Source organism: Nonomuraea sp. NPDC049486 (assembly GCF_040676925.1).
GTDB lineage: Bacteria > Actinomycetota > Actinomycetes > Streptosporangiales > Streptosporangiaceae > Nonomuraea > Nonomuraea ferruginea.
Genome location: NZ_JBFAPV010000014.1, coordinates 1 through 14,975 on the forward strand (window position 1 = coordinate 1; position 14,975 = coordinate 14,975).

Genomic DNA, 14,975 nt, shown 5'->3' on the forward strand with positions numbered 1-14,975 from the left:
ACCTGGACTTTACGTGTCCGTCTACCTGGAGATTTCATGGCCGCCAGCCTGGATCAGGCTGGCCGCCCACCTGGAGAAATTCCTGACCGTCCACACTCATCGCATCCGAACTGGTGACGAACGCGGTGGTTCACGGCGGCGGCCCCTGGGTGAGGATGAGCCTGATCGCGGTGGAGGAGAGGGAGAGGCGCTACTGGCGGTTGAGCGTCGTGGATTCCGGCGTATCGGGGGGTGTTCCGCTGCCCTCGATGCCTGGCCCCGAGGAGACGAGAGGTAGGGGCCTGTGGGTTGTGGACGACCTCACCAACGGATGCTGGGGCACCGACCGCACGCAAGTAGGCGAACGAGTCGTGTGGGCCCTCATACCGCGCTGACCCTTCACATCTAGGTCAAGACCCGGCTGCGACGCCATGCTCGACCTCAGTCCGTGGGTTGACGTGTCGTCCAAGCTCCGTCCGCATGACTGTGGACAGCTCGACATTGTCCCCAGAACCCCGTTCGGCCCGTTGGCGGGCATGCCGCGCGGATGATCCTGGGCCTCCCCGATCACGAGGAGGCCGACCATGAAGTCACGTACCCGTCTGATAGGGCTCGCTCTCGCCGGTGGGCTCGTCTCCGTGCCCGTCCCCGCCCACGCCGCCGCTCTGTGTCCCGCGCCGGGCAGCGGCTTCTTCGACCACCCGTCCCTGTGCCGTCTCTCCCTGCCCGAGGTGAGCGGCTTGGGCGAGGCGGAGCGCGCCACGAAGCCGGACAGGGCCACCAGACCGGACACCGGCTCCAAGCCGGACACGGTCACCAGGCGCCTCAAGGGCGAGGTCGCGGCGGCCGCCGCCCTGGCGCGGATCGGCACCCCGTTCTCCTGGGGCGGCGGGTCCCGCTCCGGCCCCACCAGGGGCATCGGCAGGGGAGCCGCCACCGTCGGCTTCGACTGCAGCGGCCTGACCATGTACGCATGGGGAAGGGCAGGGGTCCGGCTCGGTCACTACACCGGCACCCAGTTCCGGCAGGGCCGTCGCGTCCCCCTGTCCCGGCTCCGCTCGGGCGACCTGGTCTTCTTCGGCGGCGGGACGGGCGACCCCTCCCACGTCGGCCTCTACCTCCGGGCGGGTCTCATGGTCCACGCCCCCAAGACCGGCGACGTGGTCAAGATCGTCCGGTTCCTCCGCTCGCCCTACTTCGGGTCGGTCTACCGTGGCGCGGTGCGTCCGGGCTGACCGGCACACGCCTCGACCAGCGCCTTCACCACGGGCGCGAGCACCTCCCGATCCTCGGGCCGGCCGGGCTCGTACTCGGTGATCCCGAGCCCGGCCACCTCGAACCGCTCGCCCAGAGCCGTCACCATGCGCACGAGTTCCTCCGGCAGGAACCCGCCCGGCACCGGGCTTCCCACGCTCCCGAACACCTCCGGCTCCAGCACATCGAGGTCGACATGCACGTAGACCACCGGGTCGCGGTCCTTCCCGGTATCCATGTCGTGCGCAAGCGGGCCGCTCGCGTCCCCCGGACCGGACGCGGGGAACCGGCCGGAGGAGCCGGCGCCCGGCAGACCCGCGGCCGTCACCGCCTGCACGAGCGCGTCCGGGTCGGCGGTCCTCACGTGCCCGACCCCGGCCTCGGCCGCGAACGCGGCCTCGCCGGGGTCAAGATCCCGAACCCCGGCCAGCACCACCCGCCGGGGATCGACGCCGGGGTCGGCGGTCAGCCCTCGCGGCCCCTCGTCCACCAGCGCCCGCAGCACCATCCCGTGGAACGCCCCCGAAGGCGAGGACTCGGGAGTGTTCAGATCCCCGTGCGCGTCGAACCAGACCACGACCAGCCGATCTCCGTACGCGCGCCGCGCCGCCGCCACCGGCTCCAGCTCCACCCCGCAGTCGCCGCCCACGGTCACCACGAAACCGCCGCCGCTCCCCGCCTGCGCCTCCCGCGCCCGCGACGCGGTCACCACGAGACCGTCGCCTACCGCCGACAGCGCCTCCCGCACGCGCGACGCGGTCACCACGAGGTCGTCGTCCGCCTCGACCCGCACCCGCCTGTCCGCCGGCACCATCTCGCCCAGCAGTCGGGCTCCTTCCACCAGCCGCTCCGCCGTCGCCGCCCCGGACCCACGCCACTGCGGCACCTCGATGACCGTCACTCCACCCACGACGCATTCCTTCCATGAAGTCGCCGTCGATCAGATCGGGCGGCGACCGGCCTCCACTCCAGGATTCACGGCGGGCGGTCGTCGCGGCCACCGGGTATCCGCAGGAGTTGCGGCGGCAATCCTGGATACGTAATATCCAGGATTGTGAAGATGAGCGAGGGCGTGGAGTGGGCGCTGCACACGTGCCTCAACCTGACGTGGATCGAGGACGGCCGCCCCGTCCCGGCCGCGGTCCTGGCCGACTACTTCAAGCTGCCTCCGGCGTACCTCAACAAGCAGTTGCAGGCGCTGGCGAGGGCGGGGATCGTGTCGTCGGTCTCCGGCCCGCGTGGCGGGTTCCAACTCGCCCGCGACCCTCGGAAGATCACTGTGCTGGACGTGGTGGTGGCGATCGAGGGGCCGGAGGACGCGTTCCAGTGCGCCCAGATCCTGCGCGACGCCCCCGACGGCGAGCCGGGGATCGACTACCGGGAAACCTGTGTGATCTCCCAGGTCATGCGGAAGGCGGAGCTGCTCTGGCGGGCGGAGCTGGCCGCGCGCACTCTCGCCGATGTGAAGGCCACGGTCGAGTCGCGGTTCCCCGGCGCGCCGAACGAGACCCGCCAGGGATTGCGAAGCCGGCGAGCTTGAATCCGCGCCCGCGAAAGGGAGGGGCTCCTCTCCCGAAGCGGCTTTCTTTGGAGAAAATCCTAGATGTTTCCTATCCAGTTAGAGGAAAAGGTGCAAGGGTGGTCAGCGGTTTCGGCGGTGACGCTGGGGATCTTCGTGTTGATGACCTCGGAGCTGCTTCCCGTGGGCCTGCTCACACCGATCGGCGAGGCACTGGACGTCTCGCCGGGCACGGCCGGGTTGATGGTCACCGTCCCGGGGCTCGTCGCCGGGCTGGCCGCCCCGCTGCTCACGGCGCGGGCCGGAACGGTGGACCGGAAGGTCATGCTGGCCGGGCTGATCGGGCTCATGGCGGTGGCGAACCTGGTCTGCGCACTCGCCCCGCACTTCGCCGTCGTGCTGGTGGCACGGCTCGTCGTCGGGGTGAGCGTCGGAGGCTTCTGGGCCATCGCGGGCGGGCTCGCGGTCCGCTTGGTGCCGCCCGGACAGGTCGCCGCCGCGACCGCCGTGATCTTCGGCGGCGTCTCCACCGCGTCCGTGCTCGGCGTCCCGGCCGGGACGCTGATCGGTGAGCTGACCGGCTGGCGCGGCGGCTTCGCCGGCGTCGCGATCCTGGGGCTGGTGGCGCTGGCCGCTCTGCTGCTTCTGGTGCCTCGCCTGCCGGCGCAGCGCACGATCGGCCTGCCCGACCTGCCCGCCCTGCTGCGCGCGAACACGGGTGTCCGGATCGGCGTGATCGTCACCGCCCTGCTGATCACCGGGCACTTCGCCGCCTACACCTTCGCCCGCCCTCTGCTGCACGACCTCGCCGGGATCGACGACGGCTGGATCGGCGCGTTGCTGATGGCGTACGGGCTGGCGGGCGTCGTCGGCAACTTCCTCGCCGGCCACCGGGTGCGCGCGCACCTGCGCGGCACGCTCATCCTGATCGCCGCCGTCCTGTCCGCGGCCACTGCTCTGTTCGCGCTGACCGGGGGCCCGTTCGCGGGCACCGTCCTGCTCGTCGTCTGGGGACTGGCCTACGGCGGGGTGTCGGTGACACTGCAGACCTGGATGCTCAAGGCCGCGCCCGAGATGACCGAATCGGCGTCGTCGCTGTTCGTGGCGGCCTTCAACCTGTCCATCGCCTTCGGCGCCGTGCTCGGCGGGTTCACCGCTGACGGGGTCGCCGTCGCCGGTGTCCTGTGGGTGACCTCCGGGCTGGCCCTGGCCGCCGCGCTCATCGTCGGCGTCAATCGGACGCGGCACATCCAGAAAGGAACACGATCATGAAACCCACCATCATTAACCCCAGCACGCTGCACGACCCCACCGGTTTCGGTTACAGCCACATCGCACGAGCCTCCGGGGACCTCGTCCTCATCGCCGGGCAGTACGCCTCCGGGCCCGACGGTCACGTGACCTCCGGCGACTTCGCCGAGCAGGTCAGGCAGTCGTTCGCGAACCTCGGCACCGCGCTCGCCGCGGCCGGCTCGGACTACGGCCACGTCGTCCAGATCCGGACGTACATCGTCGGCCACGACGCGGGCAAGCTGGACATCCTCTTGGAGGCCGTACGGGAGATCTGGGGCGACCTGCCGCCCACGCAGTCGCTGATCGGAGTGGCCGCGCTCGCCCTGCCCGACATGCTGTTCGAGGTGGACGCCGTGGCGGTCACCGGCTGAACACCGTCCCGTCGGTGCGCGCCCCGCGTCCGGTACGCGGAGTGTGCGGGCGCGGATACGATCGAGTGTCCTCGACCCTCGGAGCGACGGAAGTGGCAGAAGATCTGATGAGCTCGGTGACCGTACGGGTGCCCGCGAAGGTGAACGTGCAGCTCTCCGTCGGCCCGCTGCGGGAGGACGGCTTCCATGACCTGGTCAACGTCTTCCACGCCGTGTCGATCTTCGACGAGGTGGTGGCCAGGGAGGCCCGCTCGATCACGGTCTCGGTGACCGGCGGCTGGGCGGCCGAGGTGCCGCTGCACGACGGCAACCTGGCGGTCCGCGCGGCCCGTGCGCTGGCCGCGCGGGCGGGCCTCGATCGGGGCGCCGAGCTCGTCATCCACAAGACGATCCCGGTGGCGGGCGGCATGGCGGGCGGCAGCGCCGACGCGGCCGCCGCGCTGGTCGCCTGCGACGAGCTGTGGGGGCTCGGCCTGCCCCGCGAGGAGCTGATGGAGATCGGCGCCGAGCTGGGCAGCGACGTGCCGTTCTCGCTGATGGGCGGCACCGCGCTCGGCACGGGGCGCGGCGAGCGCCTGGCCCCGCTGCCCGTCGGCGGCCCCTTCCACTGGGTGTTCGCGGTCGCCGACACCGGGCTCAGCACCGCCCACGTCTACAAGGAGTGCGACCGCCTCAGGGAGGGCGCGCCCGTCCCCGAGCCCCGGCCCGACCCGGCGCTCCTGGCCGCGCTGCGCGACGGCGACGCCGCCGAGCTGGGCCGCCGCCTCGCCAACGACCTGGAGCCGGCCGCGCTCGCGCTCCACCCGCCGCTGGCCGACACCCTGCGCGCCGGTCGCGACGCGGGAGCCCTGGGCGCGATCGTCTCCGGCTCCGGCGCGACCTGCGCCTTCCTCGCCGGTGACGCCGCGCACGCCGCGGAGCTGGCCCGCGCGCTCGCCACCACCCCGGGCACCCGCGCCGCCGTCGTCGCCGAAGGCCCCGCCCCGGGCGCCACCCTCGTCTGACCCGCGCTCGCGAACTCACCGGGTGGCGGCCCGACGTCCGTCCCGCGCCGGGTGGTGTGCTCGTCGCGAGCCGATACCCTGGGGATGCGATGAATCTGGTCAATCTCGAGTCGGTCTCCCACGCCTACGGGCCCAAGCCGCTGCTCTCCGACATCTCCCTCGGCATCGAGGACGGCGAGCGCATCGGCGTGGTGGGCCGCAACGGCGGCGGCAAGACGACCCTGCTCCGCGTGATCGAGGGCGGCGTGAGCCCCGACAGCGGCCGCGTCACCCACACCCGCGGCCTGCGCGTCGGCTTCCTCTCCCAGCAGGACCCGCTCGACCCCGGCATGACCGTGCGCGACCTCGTCCTGGGCGACATGGCCGAGCACGAATGGGCCGGCGACCAGCGCGTCCGCGAGATCCTCGGCAACCTGATCGGCGACCTCGACCTCGACTCCAAGGCGGGCGACCTGTCCGGCGGCGAGCGCAGGCGCACCGCGCTGGCCCGGCTGCTCATCGTCGAGCACGACCTGATCATGCTCGACGAGCCCACCAACCACCTCGACATCGAGGCCATCGCCTGGCTGGCCGGCCACCTGTCCGGCCGCAGGAGCGCGCTGGTCGTGGTGACGCACGACCGCTGGTTCCTCGACGCCGTCTCCACCCGCACCTGGGAGGTCGTCGACGGCCGCGTCGAGCGCTACGAGGGCGGTTACGCCGCCTACGTGCTGGCCAAGGCCGAGCGGGCGCGCGTCGCCCAGGCCGCCGAGGAGCGCCGCCAGAACCTCATGCGCAAGGAGATCGCCTGGCTGCGCCGCGGCCCGCCCGCCCGCACGTCCAAGCCCAAGTTCCGGGTGGACGCGGCCCAGGCGCTGATCGCGAACGAGCCGCCGCCGCGCGAGACCGTCGAGCTGTTGAAGTTCGCCAGCGCCCGGCTCGGCAAGACCGTCTACGACCTCGAAGACGTCACCCTCCACGCGGGCGGCCCCGGCGCCGGCCCGAAGGTGCTCGACCGCTGCACGTGGCAGTTCGGCCCGGGCGACCGGGTCGGGCTGATCGGCGTCAACGGCTCCGGCAAGTCGTCGGTGCTGCGCCTGCTCGCCGGCACCGTCGCCCCCGACTCCGGCCGCGTCGTCGAGGGCCGGACGGTCCGCCTCGCCCACCTGTCGCAGGAGCTGGCGGAGCTCGACCCCACCCGGCGGGTGCTGGAGACGGTCGAGGAGATCCGCAAGTACGTCCAGGTCGGCAAGAAGGAGTGGACCGCCTCCCAGCTGCTGGAGCGCCTCGGCTTCAAGGGCGAGGCGCAGTGGAAGGTGGTCGGCGACCTGTCGGGCGGCGAGCGGCGCCGCCTGCAGCTGCTCAGGCTGCTCATGGACGACCCCAACGTGCTGCTGCTCGACGAGCCCACCAACGACCTCGACATCGAGACGCTCAACGAGCTCGAAGACCTGCTCGACGGCTGGCCCGGCACGCTGATCCTGGTCTCCCACGACCGCTACTTCCTGGAGCGGGTGACCGACCGCAGCGTGGCCCTGCTCGGCGACGGCAGGCTGTCGCTCCTGCCCGGCGGTGTGGACGAGTACCTGGAGCGGCGCGCGGCCGGCACCGCGCAGACGGCCCGGGTGGCGGCCCAGCCGGAGGCCCGGCCCGAGCCGTCCGCCCCCGCGGCGCCCCAGGGGCTGTCGGCCAAGGAGGAGCGGGAGCTGCGCAAGGAGCTCAACCGCCTGGAGCGGCAGCTCGACAAGCTGGCCGGCCAGGAGGCCAAGCTGCACGCCGAGATGGCCGGCGCGGCCGGCGACTACGAGAAGCTCGGCGACCTCGACGCGCGGCTCCGCGACCTGCTGGCCCAGAAGGAGACCGTCGAGGCCGAATGGCTGGAGACCGCCGACCGCCTCGGTGACTAGCCGCCAGGGAGTGCGGCGGCGATGCCGTCGAGCAGGCGGTCCAGGCCGTAGGCGAAGCGCTCGTCCGGGTCGGCGAGCTCACGCCCGCTCTCGGCGACCACCCGGGCGAACAACGGATGGTCGCCGCTCTTGAGCAGCGTCTCCAGATAGGGGGCCTGGCGCGCCATCCACTGCTGCACGTCCAGGCCGGTGCGCCGCCGGGCCTCCAGCTCGCCCATCTCCGCGGCCACGTACCCGTTGACGTAGGCGAACACCGACCCCACCAGGGCGAGCATGACGTCGATGCTCAGGCCCAGCCCGTCGACCACGGACAGGGCGCGCTCGAAGGTCCGCACGCCGTTGGGGCCGCTGGACTGCCGGGTGGCGGTCACCCGGGCCATCCACGGGTGCCGGTGCATCGCCTGGCGGCCCTGGATGGCCAGGGCGCGCAGGTCGGCCCGCCAGTCGCCGCTGGGGACGTCAGGCGGGAGGAACTCCGCCGAGACGGCGTCGACCATCAGGTCGATCACATCGTCCTTGCCCGAGACGTACCGGTAGAGCGACATCGTGCCGGAGCCGATCTCCGCGGCGAGGCGGCGCATCGAGATCGCGTCGAGTCCTTCGGCGTCGGCGACCCGCAGCGCGGCCTCGGTGAGCTGAGCCCTGCTGAAGCCGGGCCGAGGCCCCCGAGCGGGCCGCTCGGGCCGCATCCACACGTTTTCCATATTGCGTACACCGTACCGGGCTGGAAAACTAGGTACACCGTACCCGGTTGTCCCTGAAGGAGCATGCATGGCCGCCGCCCCCGACTTTCGTGCGCCGTCCCCGGACGACCTGTTCGAGTTTCCCGCGCTGTGGCAGGGGTGGGTGACCAAGCCGGTGCTGCTCGCCGTCCTCGGGGCGCTGGCGGTGTGCGCGTTCGCCTGGGCGGCCTACTCCCGGCCCAAGCTGGTGCCGCGCGGCGTGCAGAACGTGGGCGAGTACGTCTACCTGTTCGTGCGCGACCAGATAGCCAGGCCGTTTTTAGGCCGGGACGCCGACCGCTGGATGCCGCTGCTGCTCAGCCTCTTCCTGCTGATCCTGGTCTGGAACCTGCTGGCGGTCGTCCCGCTGCTCCAGTTCCCCGTGACCGCGCGGGCGTCGTTCCCGTGGGTGCTGGCGATCGCCGTCTACCTGGTCAAGCTGTATGTGGCCTTCACCCGGCACGGGGTGTTCCGTTATCTCAAGGGCATGATGTTCCCGCCGGGGCTGCCCAGGGCACTGGCGATCGTCCTGTACGCGCCGCTGGAGCTGGTCTACTTCTTCGTGACCGCGCCGTTCACGCATGCCGTGCGGCTGCTCGCGAACATGTTCGCCGGGCACACGCTGCTGGCGTTCTTCAGCGCCGTCGGGTTCTGGTTCCTGATCGAGCGGCCGACTCTGCCGGGTTTCGCCGTGGGCGTGCTCGGGGTGGCCATGACGATCGTGCTGACGGCGTTCGAGATCTTCATCCAGTTCCTGCAGGCCTACCTGTTCACCATGCTCGCCGCCATGTACGTCGGCTCGTCGCTGCGGCCCGAGCACTGACCCCGCGATCAAGTGTCGAAGGGCGCCAGCATCGTGCGCAGCAGCCCGGCCAGGGCGTGCTGCTGGTCCGCTTCCAGACTGCTGAGCAGCGTGTGCTCGCGCCTGATCAGGTCGGTGAAGGCGGCGTCGACGCGGGCGAGCCCGGCGTCGGTCAGGGAGACCAGGACGCCGCGGCGGTCCTCGGGGTCGGGGCGGCGCCGTACGAGACCCGCCTGGGCGAGGCGGTCTATGCGGTTGGTCATGGTGCCGGAGGTGACCAGGGTGGCGCGCAGCAGCGCGCCGGGGCTCAGCTCGTAGGGCTGTCCGGCCCGCCGCAGCGCGGTGAGCACGTCGAACTCCCAGGGCTCCAGCCCGTGCTCGGCGAACGCCGCGCGCCTGGCCCGGTCGAGGTGCTTGGCCAGGCGGGAGATCCGCGAGAGCACCTGCAGCGGCTCGACGTCGAGGTCGGGCCGCTCCGCCCGCCACGCCGCGACGAGCCGGTCGACCTCGTCCTGCGCTTCCGTCATGGCCCCGAGTGTACTGTCTTGACATCGAGATAAATAGCTCGATATCAATTATCTCTATGTCAAGAGATATGTGGGACCCTGACACGTACGCCCGCTACGGCGAAGAACGGTCGCGCCCGTTCTTCGATCTCGTGGCCAGAGTACGGGCCGAGAGCCCGGCATATGTGGTGGACGCCGGATGCGGCAGCGGCGAGCTGACCACCGAGCTGGGCCGGCGCTGGCCCGGGGCGGAGGTGCTGGGCTTCGACTCCTCGCCTGCCATGATCGCCAAGGCGCGGGAGCTGGGCGGCGGGGTCTCCTTCGCCGTCGCCGACGTGGCCACCTGGCACCCTGACAGGCCGGTCGACGTGATCGTCTCCAACGCCGCCCTCCAGTGGGTGCCCGAGCACCGCGTCGTCGTCGAGCGGTGGGTGGACGCGCTGAGACCCGGAGGCTGGCTGGCCTTCCAGGTGCCGGGCAACTACGACGCCCCGAGCCACGCCGCCATCCGCGAGCTGTGCGCGTCCCCCGGCTGGGTGGACCGGCTCGGCGACCTCGATCGGGGCAGGCCCGTCGGCGACGCGGTCGAGTATCTGGACCTGCTGAGCGGCTTCGGCTGCCGGGTGGACGCCTGGGAGACCACGTACGTGCACGTGCTGGAGGGGGAGGACCCGGTGCTCGGCTGGGTCTCCGGCACCGCGCTGCGGCCCGTGCTCGACCGGCTGGACGACCGCGAGCGCGCGCGGTTCACGGCCGAGCTGGCCGAACGGCTGGCGCGGGCCTACCCGGCAGGGTCGTACGGGACGCCGTTCCCGTTCCGCCGGATCTTCGTGGTGGCGCAGAAATGATCACTGGCCTGCACCACGTCCTGCTCGCCGCGCCGCCCGGCAGCGAACCCGAGCTGAGGGCGTTCTACGCCGGAATCCTCGGCCTGCGGGAGGTGCCGAAGCCGCCGGAGCTGGCCAAGTGGGGCGGCGTCTGGTTCCGCGGCCCCGGATTGGAGGTCCATCTCGGGATGGAGGAGGACTTCCGCCCGCCGCGCAAGGCGCACCCGGCGTTCCTGGTGGACGATCTGGACGCGCTCGTGGCCCAGCTCCCCGGCGCGGTGCCCGACGACCTGTTCCCGGGCTTCCGGAGGGTGTACGTCGAAGATCCGGTAGGGAACAGGATCGAGCTGCTTCAGGCCATGTGACGAGCCTGCGTAGAGTGGCATTATTGTCCGAAATCCGACCTTTTTGTGAGGTGTCGTGGGCATCGAGATCGAGGACAAGTTCGACGTCACCGCCGATTACCAGCTGCCTGACCTGAGCGGCCTGGCCGAGGTCGTCGGCCCGAAGAGCTTCCAACTCGTCGCCCTCTACTACGACACCCCCGACCTGCGGCTGGCCAGGCGCGGCGTCACTCTCAGACGCAGGCGCGGCGGCGCCGACCCCGGCTGGCACCTGAAGCTGCCCAAGGCCAAAGGGGTACGGCAGGAGATCGCGATCCCGCTGACCCGCAGCACCAAGGTCGTCCCGGCCGAGCTGGCCGAGCTGGTGCGCGCCTACACCCGGGGCGCCGAGCTGGGCGTGGTGGCCGAGCTCGACACCCGCAGGAGCGTCACCCTGCTCAAGGACGGCGACCGCAAGCTGGTGGAGATCGCCGACGACCGGGTCAAGGGCACGGTGTACGGCACGGACCCGCCGGCGGTGATGCGCTGGCGCGAGGTCGAGGCTGAGCTGCTGGAGGGCGACGAGAAGCTGCTGGCCAAGACCGGCAAGCGGCTCAGGAAGGCGGGCGCCACGCCGTCGCCGGCCACCAGCAAGCTGGCCAAGCTCCTCGACCCGCCGCCCGCCCCCCACGCCGGCCTCGAACCGGGAACCGCGGGCCACACCGTCATGGCCTATCTGTCCGGCCAGGTGACGGACCTCCTCTCCCAGGACCCCCGGGTGCGCCGCGAGGAGGAGGACGCGGTGCACCAGATGCGCGTCGCCGCCCGCAGGCTCCGCAGCGCGCTCAAGGCGTTCAAACCCGTCGTCAGGAACACCAGCGAGATCCAGGACGAGCTGCGCTGGCTCGGCGGCGTGCTGGGCGAGGTCCGCGACCTGGAGGTGATCAGGGCCAGGTTCGCCCGCGAGCTGGCCGGGCTCCCGCCCGAGCTGGTCGTCGGCCCCGTCCGGGCCCGGCTCGGCGACGACCTGCTCAGGCGCGAGCGGGAAGGCTACGACACGATCAGGGAGACGCTCGGCGGCGACCGCTACTACGCCCTGCTCGACGCCCTCGACGCGCTGGTGTCCGAGCCCGAGCTGGGCAAGGCCGCGGCCGACCCGGCCGAGACGCGGCTCGCCGACGTCGCCGCCGCCAACTGGAACCGGGTGACGAAGGCGTACGAGACCGCCCAGGCCATCGACGACCCCGAGCAGCGCGAGATCGCCATGCACGACGTGCGCAAGGCGGCCAAGCGTGCCCGCTACACCGCCGAGGCGCTGCGCGACACGCTCGGCAAGCGCATGGGCACGCTGGCCAAGCTGGCAGAGGACGTGCAGGAGGTGCTCGGCGCCCACCAGGACGGGGTCGTCGCCCAGGAGACGCTGGCCGAGGAGGCGGGGGCCGCGCGCCGGGCGGGCGAGGACACCTTCACCTACGGCGTCCTGGCCGGGCTGGAGCGCGCCGCCGCCGACCGGGCGCACGAGGACTTCCCCCGCGTCTGGTCGGAGACCATGGCCGGCGTCGAGAAGGTGCTATAGCCCGTACCGCTCCGCGCAGACCACCCGCTCGCCCACCCGGTGCAGCACCGCGAACGCGCCCTTGCGCAGGCGCACGTCCCTGCCGCTGAGCGCGGCGATGAGAGGGGGCAGCACCTTGCCGTGGCTGCACACGGCCGCGCGCTCCGTCAGCTCGCCGACCAGGGCGGTGGTCTTGCGCGGGTCCTGCCCCTCCTCGCTGAGCAGCGGCTCCAGCCGCAGGTGCGAGCTGTACGGCGCGAGCGTCTGGACGCACCTGAGACTGGGCGAGCTGAGCAGGACGGCGGGCCGGTACGCGGGCAGCACGGTGGCCAGCGCCGCCGCCTGGGCCAGCCCTTCGGCGTCGAGCGGGCGCAGCGAGTCCGCGCGCTGCCAGGTCTGGCGCGACCCGGCGGAGGCGTGCCGTACCAGCACCAGCGGGACGGTGGCGAGCGGCGCGGCCGACAGCGCGCGCAGCAGGCCCGTGTCCCACTCGTAGGTCAGCAGCTCGCGGGCCCGGTCGACGGGGAGCCAGCGCAGCTCGTCGACCTCGTCGCCGGCGACGAACGGGCCCTCCTCCGCCACCCGGCCCGCCCAGTAGTCCACCCGCTTGAGCCGGGTCCCGTGCGGGTAGTGCACGGGCGGCAGGGCGCGGTCGAGCGCCACGGTCAGCCCGGTCTCCTCGCGCACCTCGCGCAGCGCGGCGGCGATCACGTGCTCGCCGGCCTTCAGCTTCCCTTTCGGGAAGGTCCAGTCGTCGTAGCGGGGGCGGTGGACGAGGGCGACCTCGGGGCGGCTCTCCTCGCCGCGCCAGATCACGGCTCCGGCGGCGCGGAGCGGGTCAGTCGTCAACGCTCCTCCAGCGGCGCATCCCGATCAGGCGGCTCTGCAGGTCCTCGCCCGGGTGGCGGACCCAGTTCCCGTCGCCGTTCAGCCACCAGGTGTTCGTCGTGTCGGCCATCACCCGGTCCATCAGGTCCACGAGGTACGCCTTGTGCTGCTGCGCGGTCACCTTGACCAGGGCCTCCACCCGGCGGTCCAGGTTGCGGCGCATCAGGTCGGCGCTGCCGATCCACACCTCCGGCCGCCTGCCCAGGCCGAACTCGTACACCCGGGAGTGCTCCAGGAACCGGCCCAGCACCGACCGCACCCGGATGGTCTCCGACAGGCCCGGGATGCCGGGGCGCAGCGTGCACACGCCGCGCACCCACAGGTCGATCGGCACGCCGGCGCGCGAGGCGCGGTAGAGCGCGTCGATGATCGGCTCGTCCACCAGCGAGTTCGTCTTGATCCTGATCCGCGCGGGGCGGCCCGCCCGCTGGTGGGCGATCTCCCGCTCGATCCTGGCCAGCAGCCCGCCGCGCAGCGAGTGCGGGGCGACCAGCAGCCGCCGGTAGGCCGAGTGGTGGGAGTAGCCGGTCAGGTGGATGAACAGGTCCGTGACGTCCTCGCCGACCAGTGGGTCCGCGGTGAGCAGGCCGAAGTCCTCGTACTGCCTGGCCGTCTTGGGGTTGTAGTTGCCGGTGCCGATGTGGCAGTAGCGGCGCAGCTCGCCCGACGGCTCCTGCCGCACCACCAGCGCCAGCTTGCAGTGGGTCTTGAGCCCCACCACGCCGTAGACCACGTGGCAGCCGGCCCGCTCCAGCTTGCGCGCCCAGGAGATGTTCGCGTGCTCGTCGAACCTGGCCTTGATCTCCACGACCACCACGACCTGCTTGCCGGCCTCGGCCGCGTCGATGAGCGCGTCCACGATCGGGGACTCGCCGCTGGTGCGATAGAGGGTCTGCTTGATCGCCAGCACGCGCGGGTCGGCGGAGGCCGCCTCGATGAAGCGCTGCACGCTGGTGGCGAACGAGTCGTACGGGTGGTGCAGCAGCACGTCGCGCTCACGCAGCACCGCGAAGACGTCATCGGCGGCGCCGATCGCCTCGGCCGGCACGAAAGGGCGGTAGGCGAGCTCACCGCGGTCCAGGTCCGCGATCACGTTCAGGCCGGTCATGTCCAGCGGCCCGGGGATCCGGTAGATCTCGTGCGGATCGAGCTCCAGCTCCTCCACCAGCAGGTCGAGGACCTCCTGGGAGATCGTGTCCTCGACCTCCAGCCGCACCGGCGGCCCGAACCTGCGGCGGCGCAGCTCCTTCTCCAGCGCCTGCATGAGGTTCTCGGTGACGTCCTCGTCGACCTCCAGGTCCTCGTTCCTGGTCACCCGGAAGACGTGGTGCTGGACGATCTCCATGCCCTTGAACAGCTGCCCCAGGTGGGCCGCGATCACGTCCTCCAGCGGCACGAACCGGTTCGGGGACGGCTGGACCAGCCGCGGCAGCTGCGAGGGCACCTTGACCCTGGCGAACACGGTGTGGTCGTTCGACGGGTTCCGCACCACGACGGCCAGGTTGAGGCTCAGACCCGAGATGTACGGGAACGGATGCGCGGGATCGACGGCCAGCGGCGTCAGCACCGGCCTGATCCGCTCCCTGAAGAGCTTGCGCAGCTCCGTGCGCTCCTCGCGGCCCAGCTCGTCCCAGCGGACGATCTCGATGCCCTCGGCGGCGAGCCGCGGGCGGATCTGCTCGTGGAAGGCGGCGGCGTGCCGTTTGGCGAGCGCGTCGGCCACGGTGGCGATCCTGGCCAGCTCCTCGCTCGGCTTGAGCCCGCTCTTGGTGCGCAGCAGCAGGCCGGTGGCCATGCGGCGCTTCAGGCCCGCGACCCGTACGCGGAAGAACTCGTCCAGGTTGCTGGCGAAGATGGACAGGAAGCGGACCCGCTCCAGCAGCGGCAGCGACGGGTCCTCGGCCAGCTCCAGGACCCGTTCGTTGAACTGCAGCCAGCTCTCCTCGCGGTTGAGGAACCGCTCTTGCGGAAGGGGCAGGTCGTGATCGGGCGGGAGTGGCTCAACGGACATATCTGAAATATGCCCACTTAGGTTGAACGGGACGT

The 14,975-nt window shown here is 71.8% G+C and carries 15 protein-coding genes; 10 read left to right on the forward strand and 5 right to left on the reverse strand.

What is annotated here, in order from left to right:
• Positions 1-563 precede the first annotated feature (563 nt).
• A complete protein-coding gene (locus AB0K05_RS33310; RefSeq protein WP_345482909.1) occupies positions 564-1,214 on the forward strand; it encodes an NlpC/P60 family protein in 651 nt (216 codons plus the stop codon).
• Here the strand turns inward: AB0K05_RS33310 and AB0K05_RS33315 are convergent.
• A complete protein-coding gene (locus AB0K05_RS33315; RefSeq protein ID WP_345482908.1) occupies positions 1,187-2,143 on the reverse strand; it encodes an arginase family protein in 957 nt (318 codons plus the stop codon). The two genes, AB0K05_RS33310 and AB0K05_RS33315, sit on opposite strands and share 28 nt — an antisense overlap.
• A gap of 150 nt (positions 2,144-2,293) precedes the next feature.
• On the opposite strand from AB0K05_RS33315, the gene AB0K05_RS33320 reads away from it, so the two are divergent.
• The 5 genes from AB0K05_RS33320 (at position 2,294) to AB0K05_RS33340 (ending at position 7,306) form a co-directional block, all read left to right on the forward strand.
• Positions 2,294-2,773, forward strand: coding sequence for an Rrf2 family transcriptional regulator (locus AB0K05_RS33320; RefSeq protein WP_271279492.1), 480 nt, complete (start codon positions 2,294-2,296; stop codon positions 2,771-2,773).
• A gap of 63 nt (positions 2,774-2,836) precedes the next feature.
• A complete protein-coding gene (locus AB0K05_RS33325; RefSeq protein WP_271279491.1) occupies positions 2,837-4,024 on the forward strand; it encodes an MFS transporter in 1,188 nt (395 codons plus the stop codon).
• Positions 4,021-4,416 (forward strand): RidA family protein, encoded by a 396-nt coding sequence (locus tag AB0K05_RS33330; protein WP_271279490.1) that lies wholly within the window; start codon positions 4,021-4,023, stop codon positions 4,414-4,416. Before AB0K05_RS33325 ends, AB0K05_RS33330 begins: the two co-directional genes overlap by 4 nt.
• A 107-nt stretch (positions 4,417-4,523) precedes the next feature.
• Complete coding sequence (locus AB0K05_RS33335) at positions 4,524-5,420, forward strand: 4-(cytidine 5'-diphospho)-2-C-methyl-D-erythritol kinase (RefSeq protein WP_271279489.1); 897 nt, start codon at positions 4,524-4,526, stop codon at positions 5,418-5,420.
• Between the two features lie 89 nt (positions 5,421-5,509).
• Positions 5,510-7,306 carry an ABC-F family ATP-binding cassette domain-containing protein gene (locus AB0K05_RS33340; protein WP_364234507.1) on the forward strand — a complete coding sequence of 599 codons (1,797 nt, stop codon included), beginning with the start codon at positions 5,510-5,512 and terminating at the stop codon, positions 7,304-7,306.
• Here the strand turns inward: AB0K05_RS33340 and AB0K05_RS33345 are convergent.
• Positions 7,303-8,010 carry a TetR/AcrR family transcriptional regulator gene (locus AB0K05_RS33345; RefSeq protein WP_148029097.1) on the reverse strand — a complete coding sequence of 236 codons (708 nt, stop codon included), beginning with the start codon at positions 8,008-8,010 and terminating at the stop codon, positions 7,303-7,305. The genes AB0K05_RS33340 and AB0K05_RS33345 overlap by 4 nt on opposite strands.
• Before the next feature lie 67 nt (positions 8,011-8,077).
• Here AB0K05_RS33345 and atpB point away from each other — a divergent pair, with 67 nt between their 5' ends.
• Complete coding sequence (atpB, locus tag AB0K05_RS33350) at positions 8,078-8,851, forward strand: F0F1 ATP synthase subunit A (RefSeq protein WP_148029098.1); 774 nt, start codon at positions 8,078-8,080, stop codon at positions 8,849-8,851.
• Between the two features lie 8 nt (positions 8,852-8,859).
• Here the strand turns inward: atpB and AB0K05_RS33355 are convergent, their stop codons facing one another.
• Positions 8,860-9,357, reverse strand: coding sequence for a MarR family transcriptional regulator (locus AB0K05_RS33355; protein WP_148029099.1), 498 nt, complete (start codon positions 9,355-9,357; stop codon positions 8,860-8,862).
• 68 nt (positions 9,358-9,425) lie between these two features.
• On the opposite strand from AB0K05_RS33355, the gene AB0K05_RS33360 reads away from it, so the two are divergent.
• Genes AB0K05_RS33360 through AB0K05_RS33370 form a run of 3 tightly spaced genes read left to right on the forward strand, consistent with a single transcriptional unit; the run spans position 9,426 to position 12,062 of the window.
• Complete coding sequence (locus AB0K05_RS33360) at positions 9,426-10,184, forward strand: trans-aconitate 2-methyltransferase (protein WP_364234513.1); 759 nt, start codon at positions 9,426-9,428, stop codon at positions 10,182-10,184.
• Positions 10,181-10,528: a VOC family protein gene (locus AB0K05_RS33365; protein ID WP_364234515.1), complete on the forward strand. Its 348-nt coding sequence runs from the start codon at positions 10,181-10,183 to the stop codon at positions 10,526-10,528. Before AB0K05_RS33360 ends, AB0K05_RS33365 begins: the two co-directional genes overlap by 4 nt.
• A 55-nt stretch (positions 10,529-10,583) precedes the next feature.
• Positions 10,584-12,062 carry a CYTH and CHAD domain-containing protein gene (locus AB0K05_RS33370; RefSeq protein ID WP_364234518.1) on the forward strand — a complete coding sequence of 493 codons (1,479 nt, stop codon included), beginning with the start codon at positions 10,584-10,586 and terminating at the stop codon, positions 12,060-12,062.
• Here the strand turns inward: AB0K05_RS33370 and AB0K05_RS33375 are convergent.
• Positions 12,057-12,890, reverse strand: coding sequence for an NUDIX hydrolase (locus tag AB0K05_RS33375; protein ID WP_364234521.1), 834 nt, complete (start codon positions 12,888-12,890; stop codon positions 12,057-12,059). The two genes, AB0K05_RS33370 and AB0K05_RS33375, sit on opposite strands and share 6 nt — an antisense overlap.
• Complete coding sequence (locus AB0K05_RS33380; protein WP_271279481.1) at positions 12,880-14,940, reverse strand: RNA degradosome polyphosphate kinase; 2,061 nt, start codon at positions 14,938-14,940, stop codon at positions 12,880-12,882. The genes AB0K05_RS33375 and AB0K05_RS33380 overlap by 11 nt, the downstream gene beginning before the upstream one ends.
• Between the last annotated feature and the right edge of the window lie 35 nt (positions 14,941-14,975).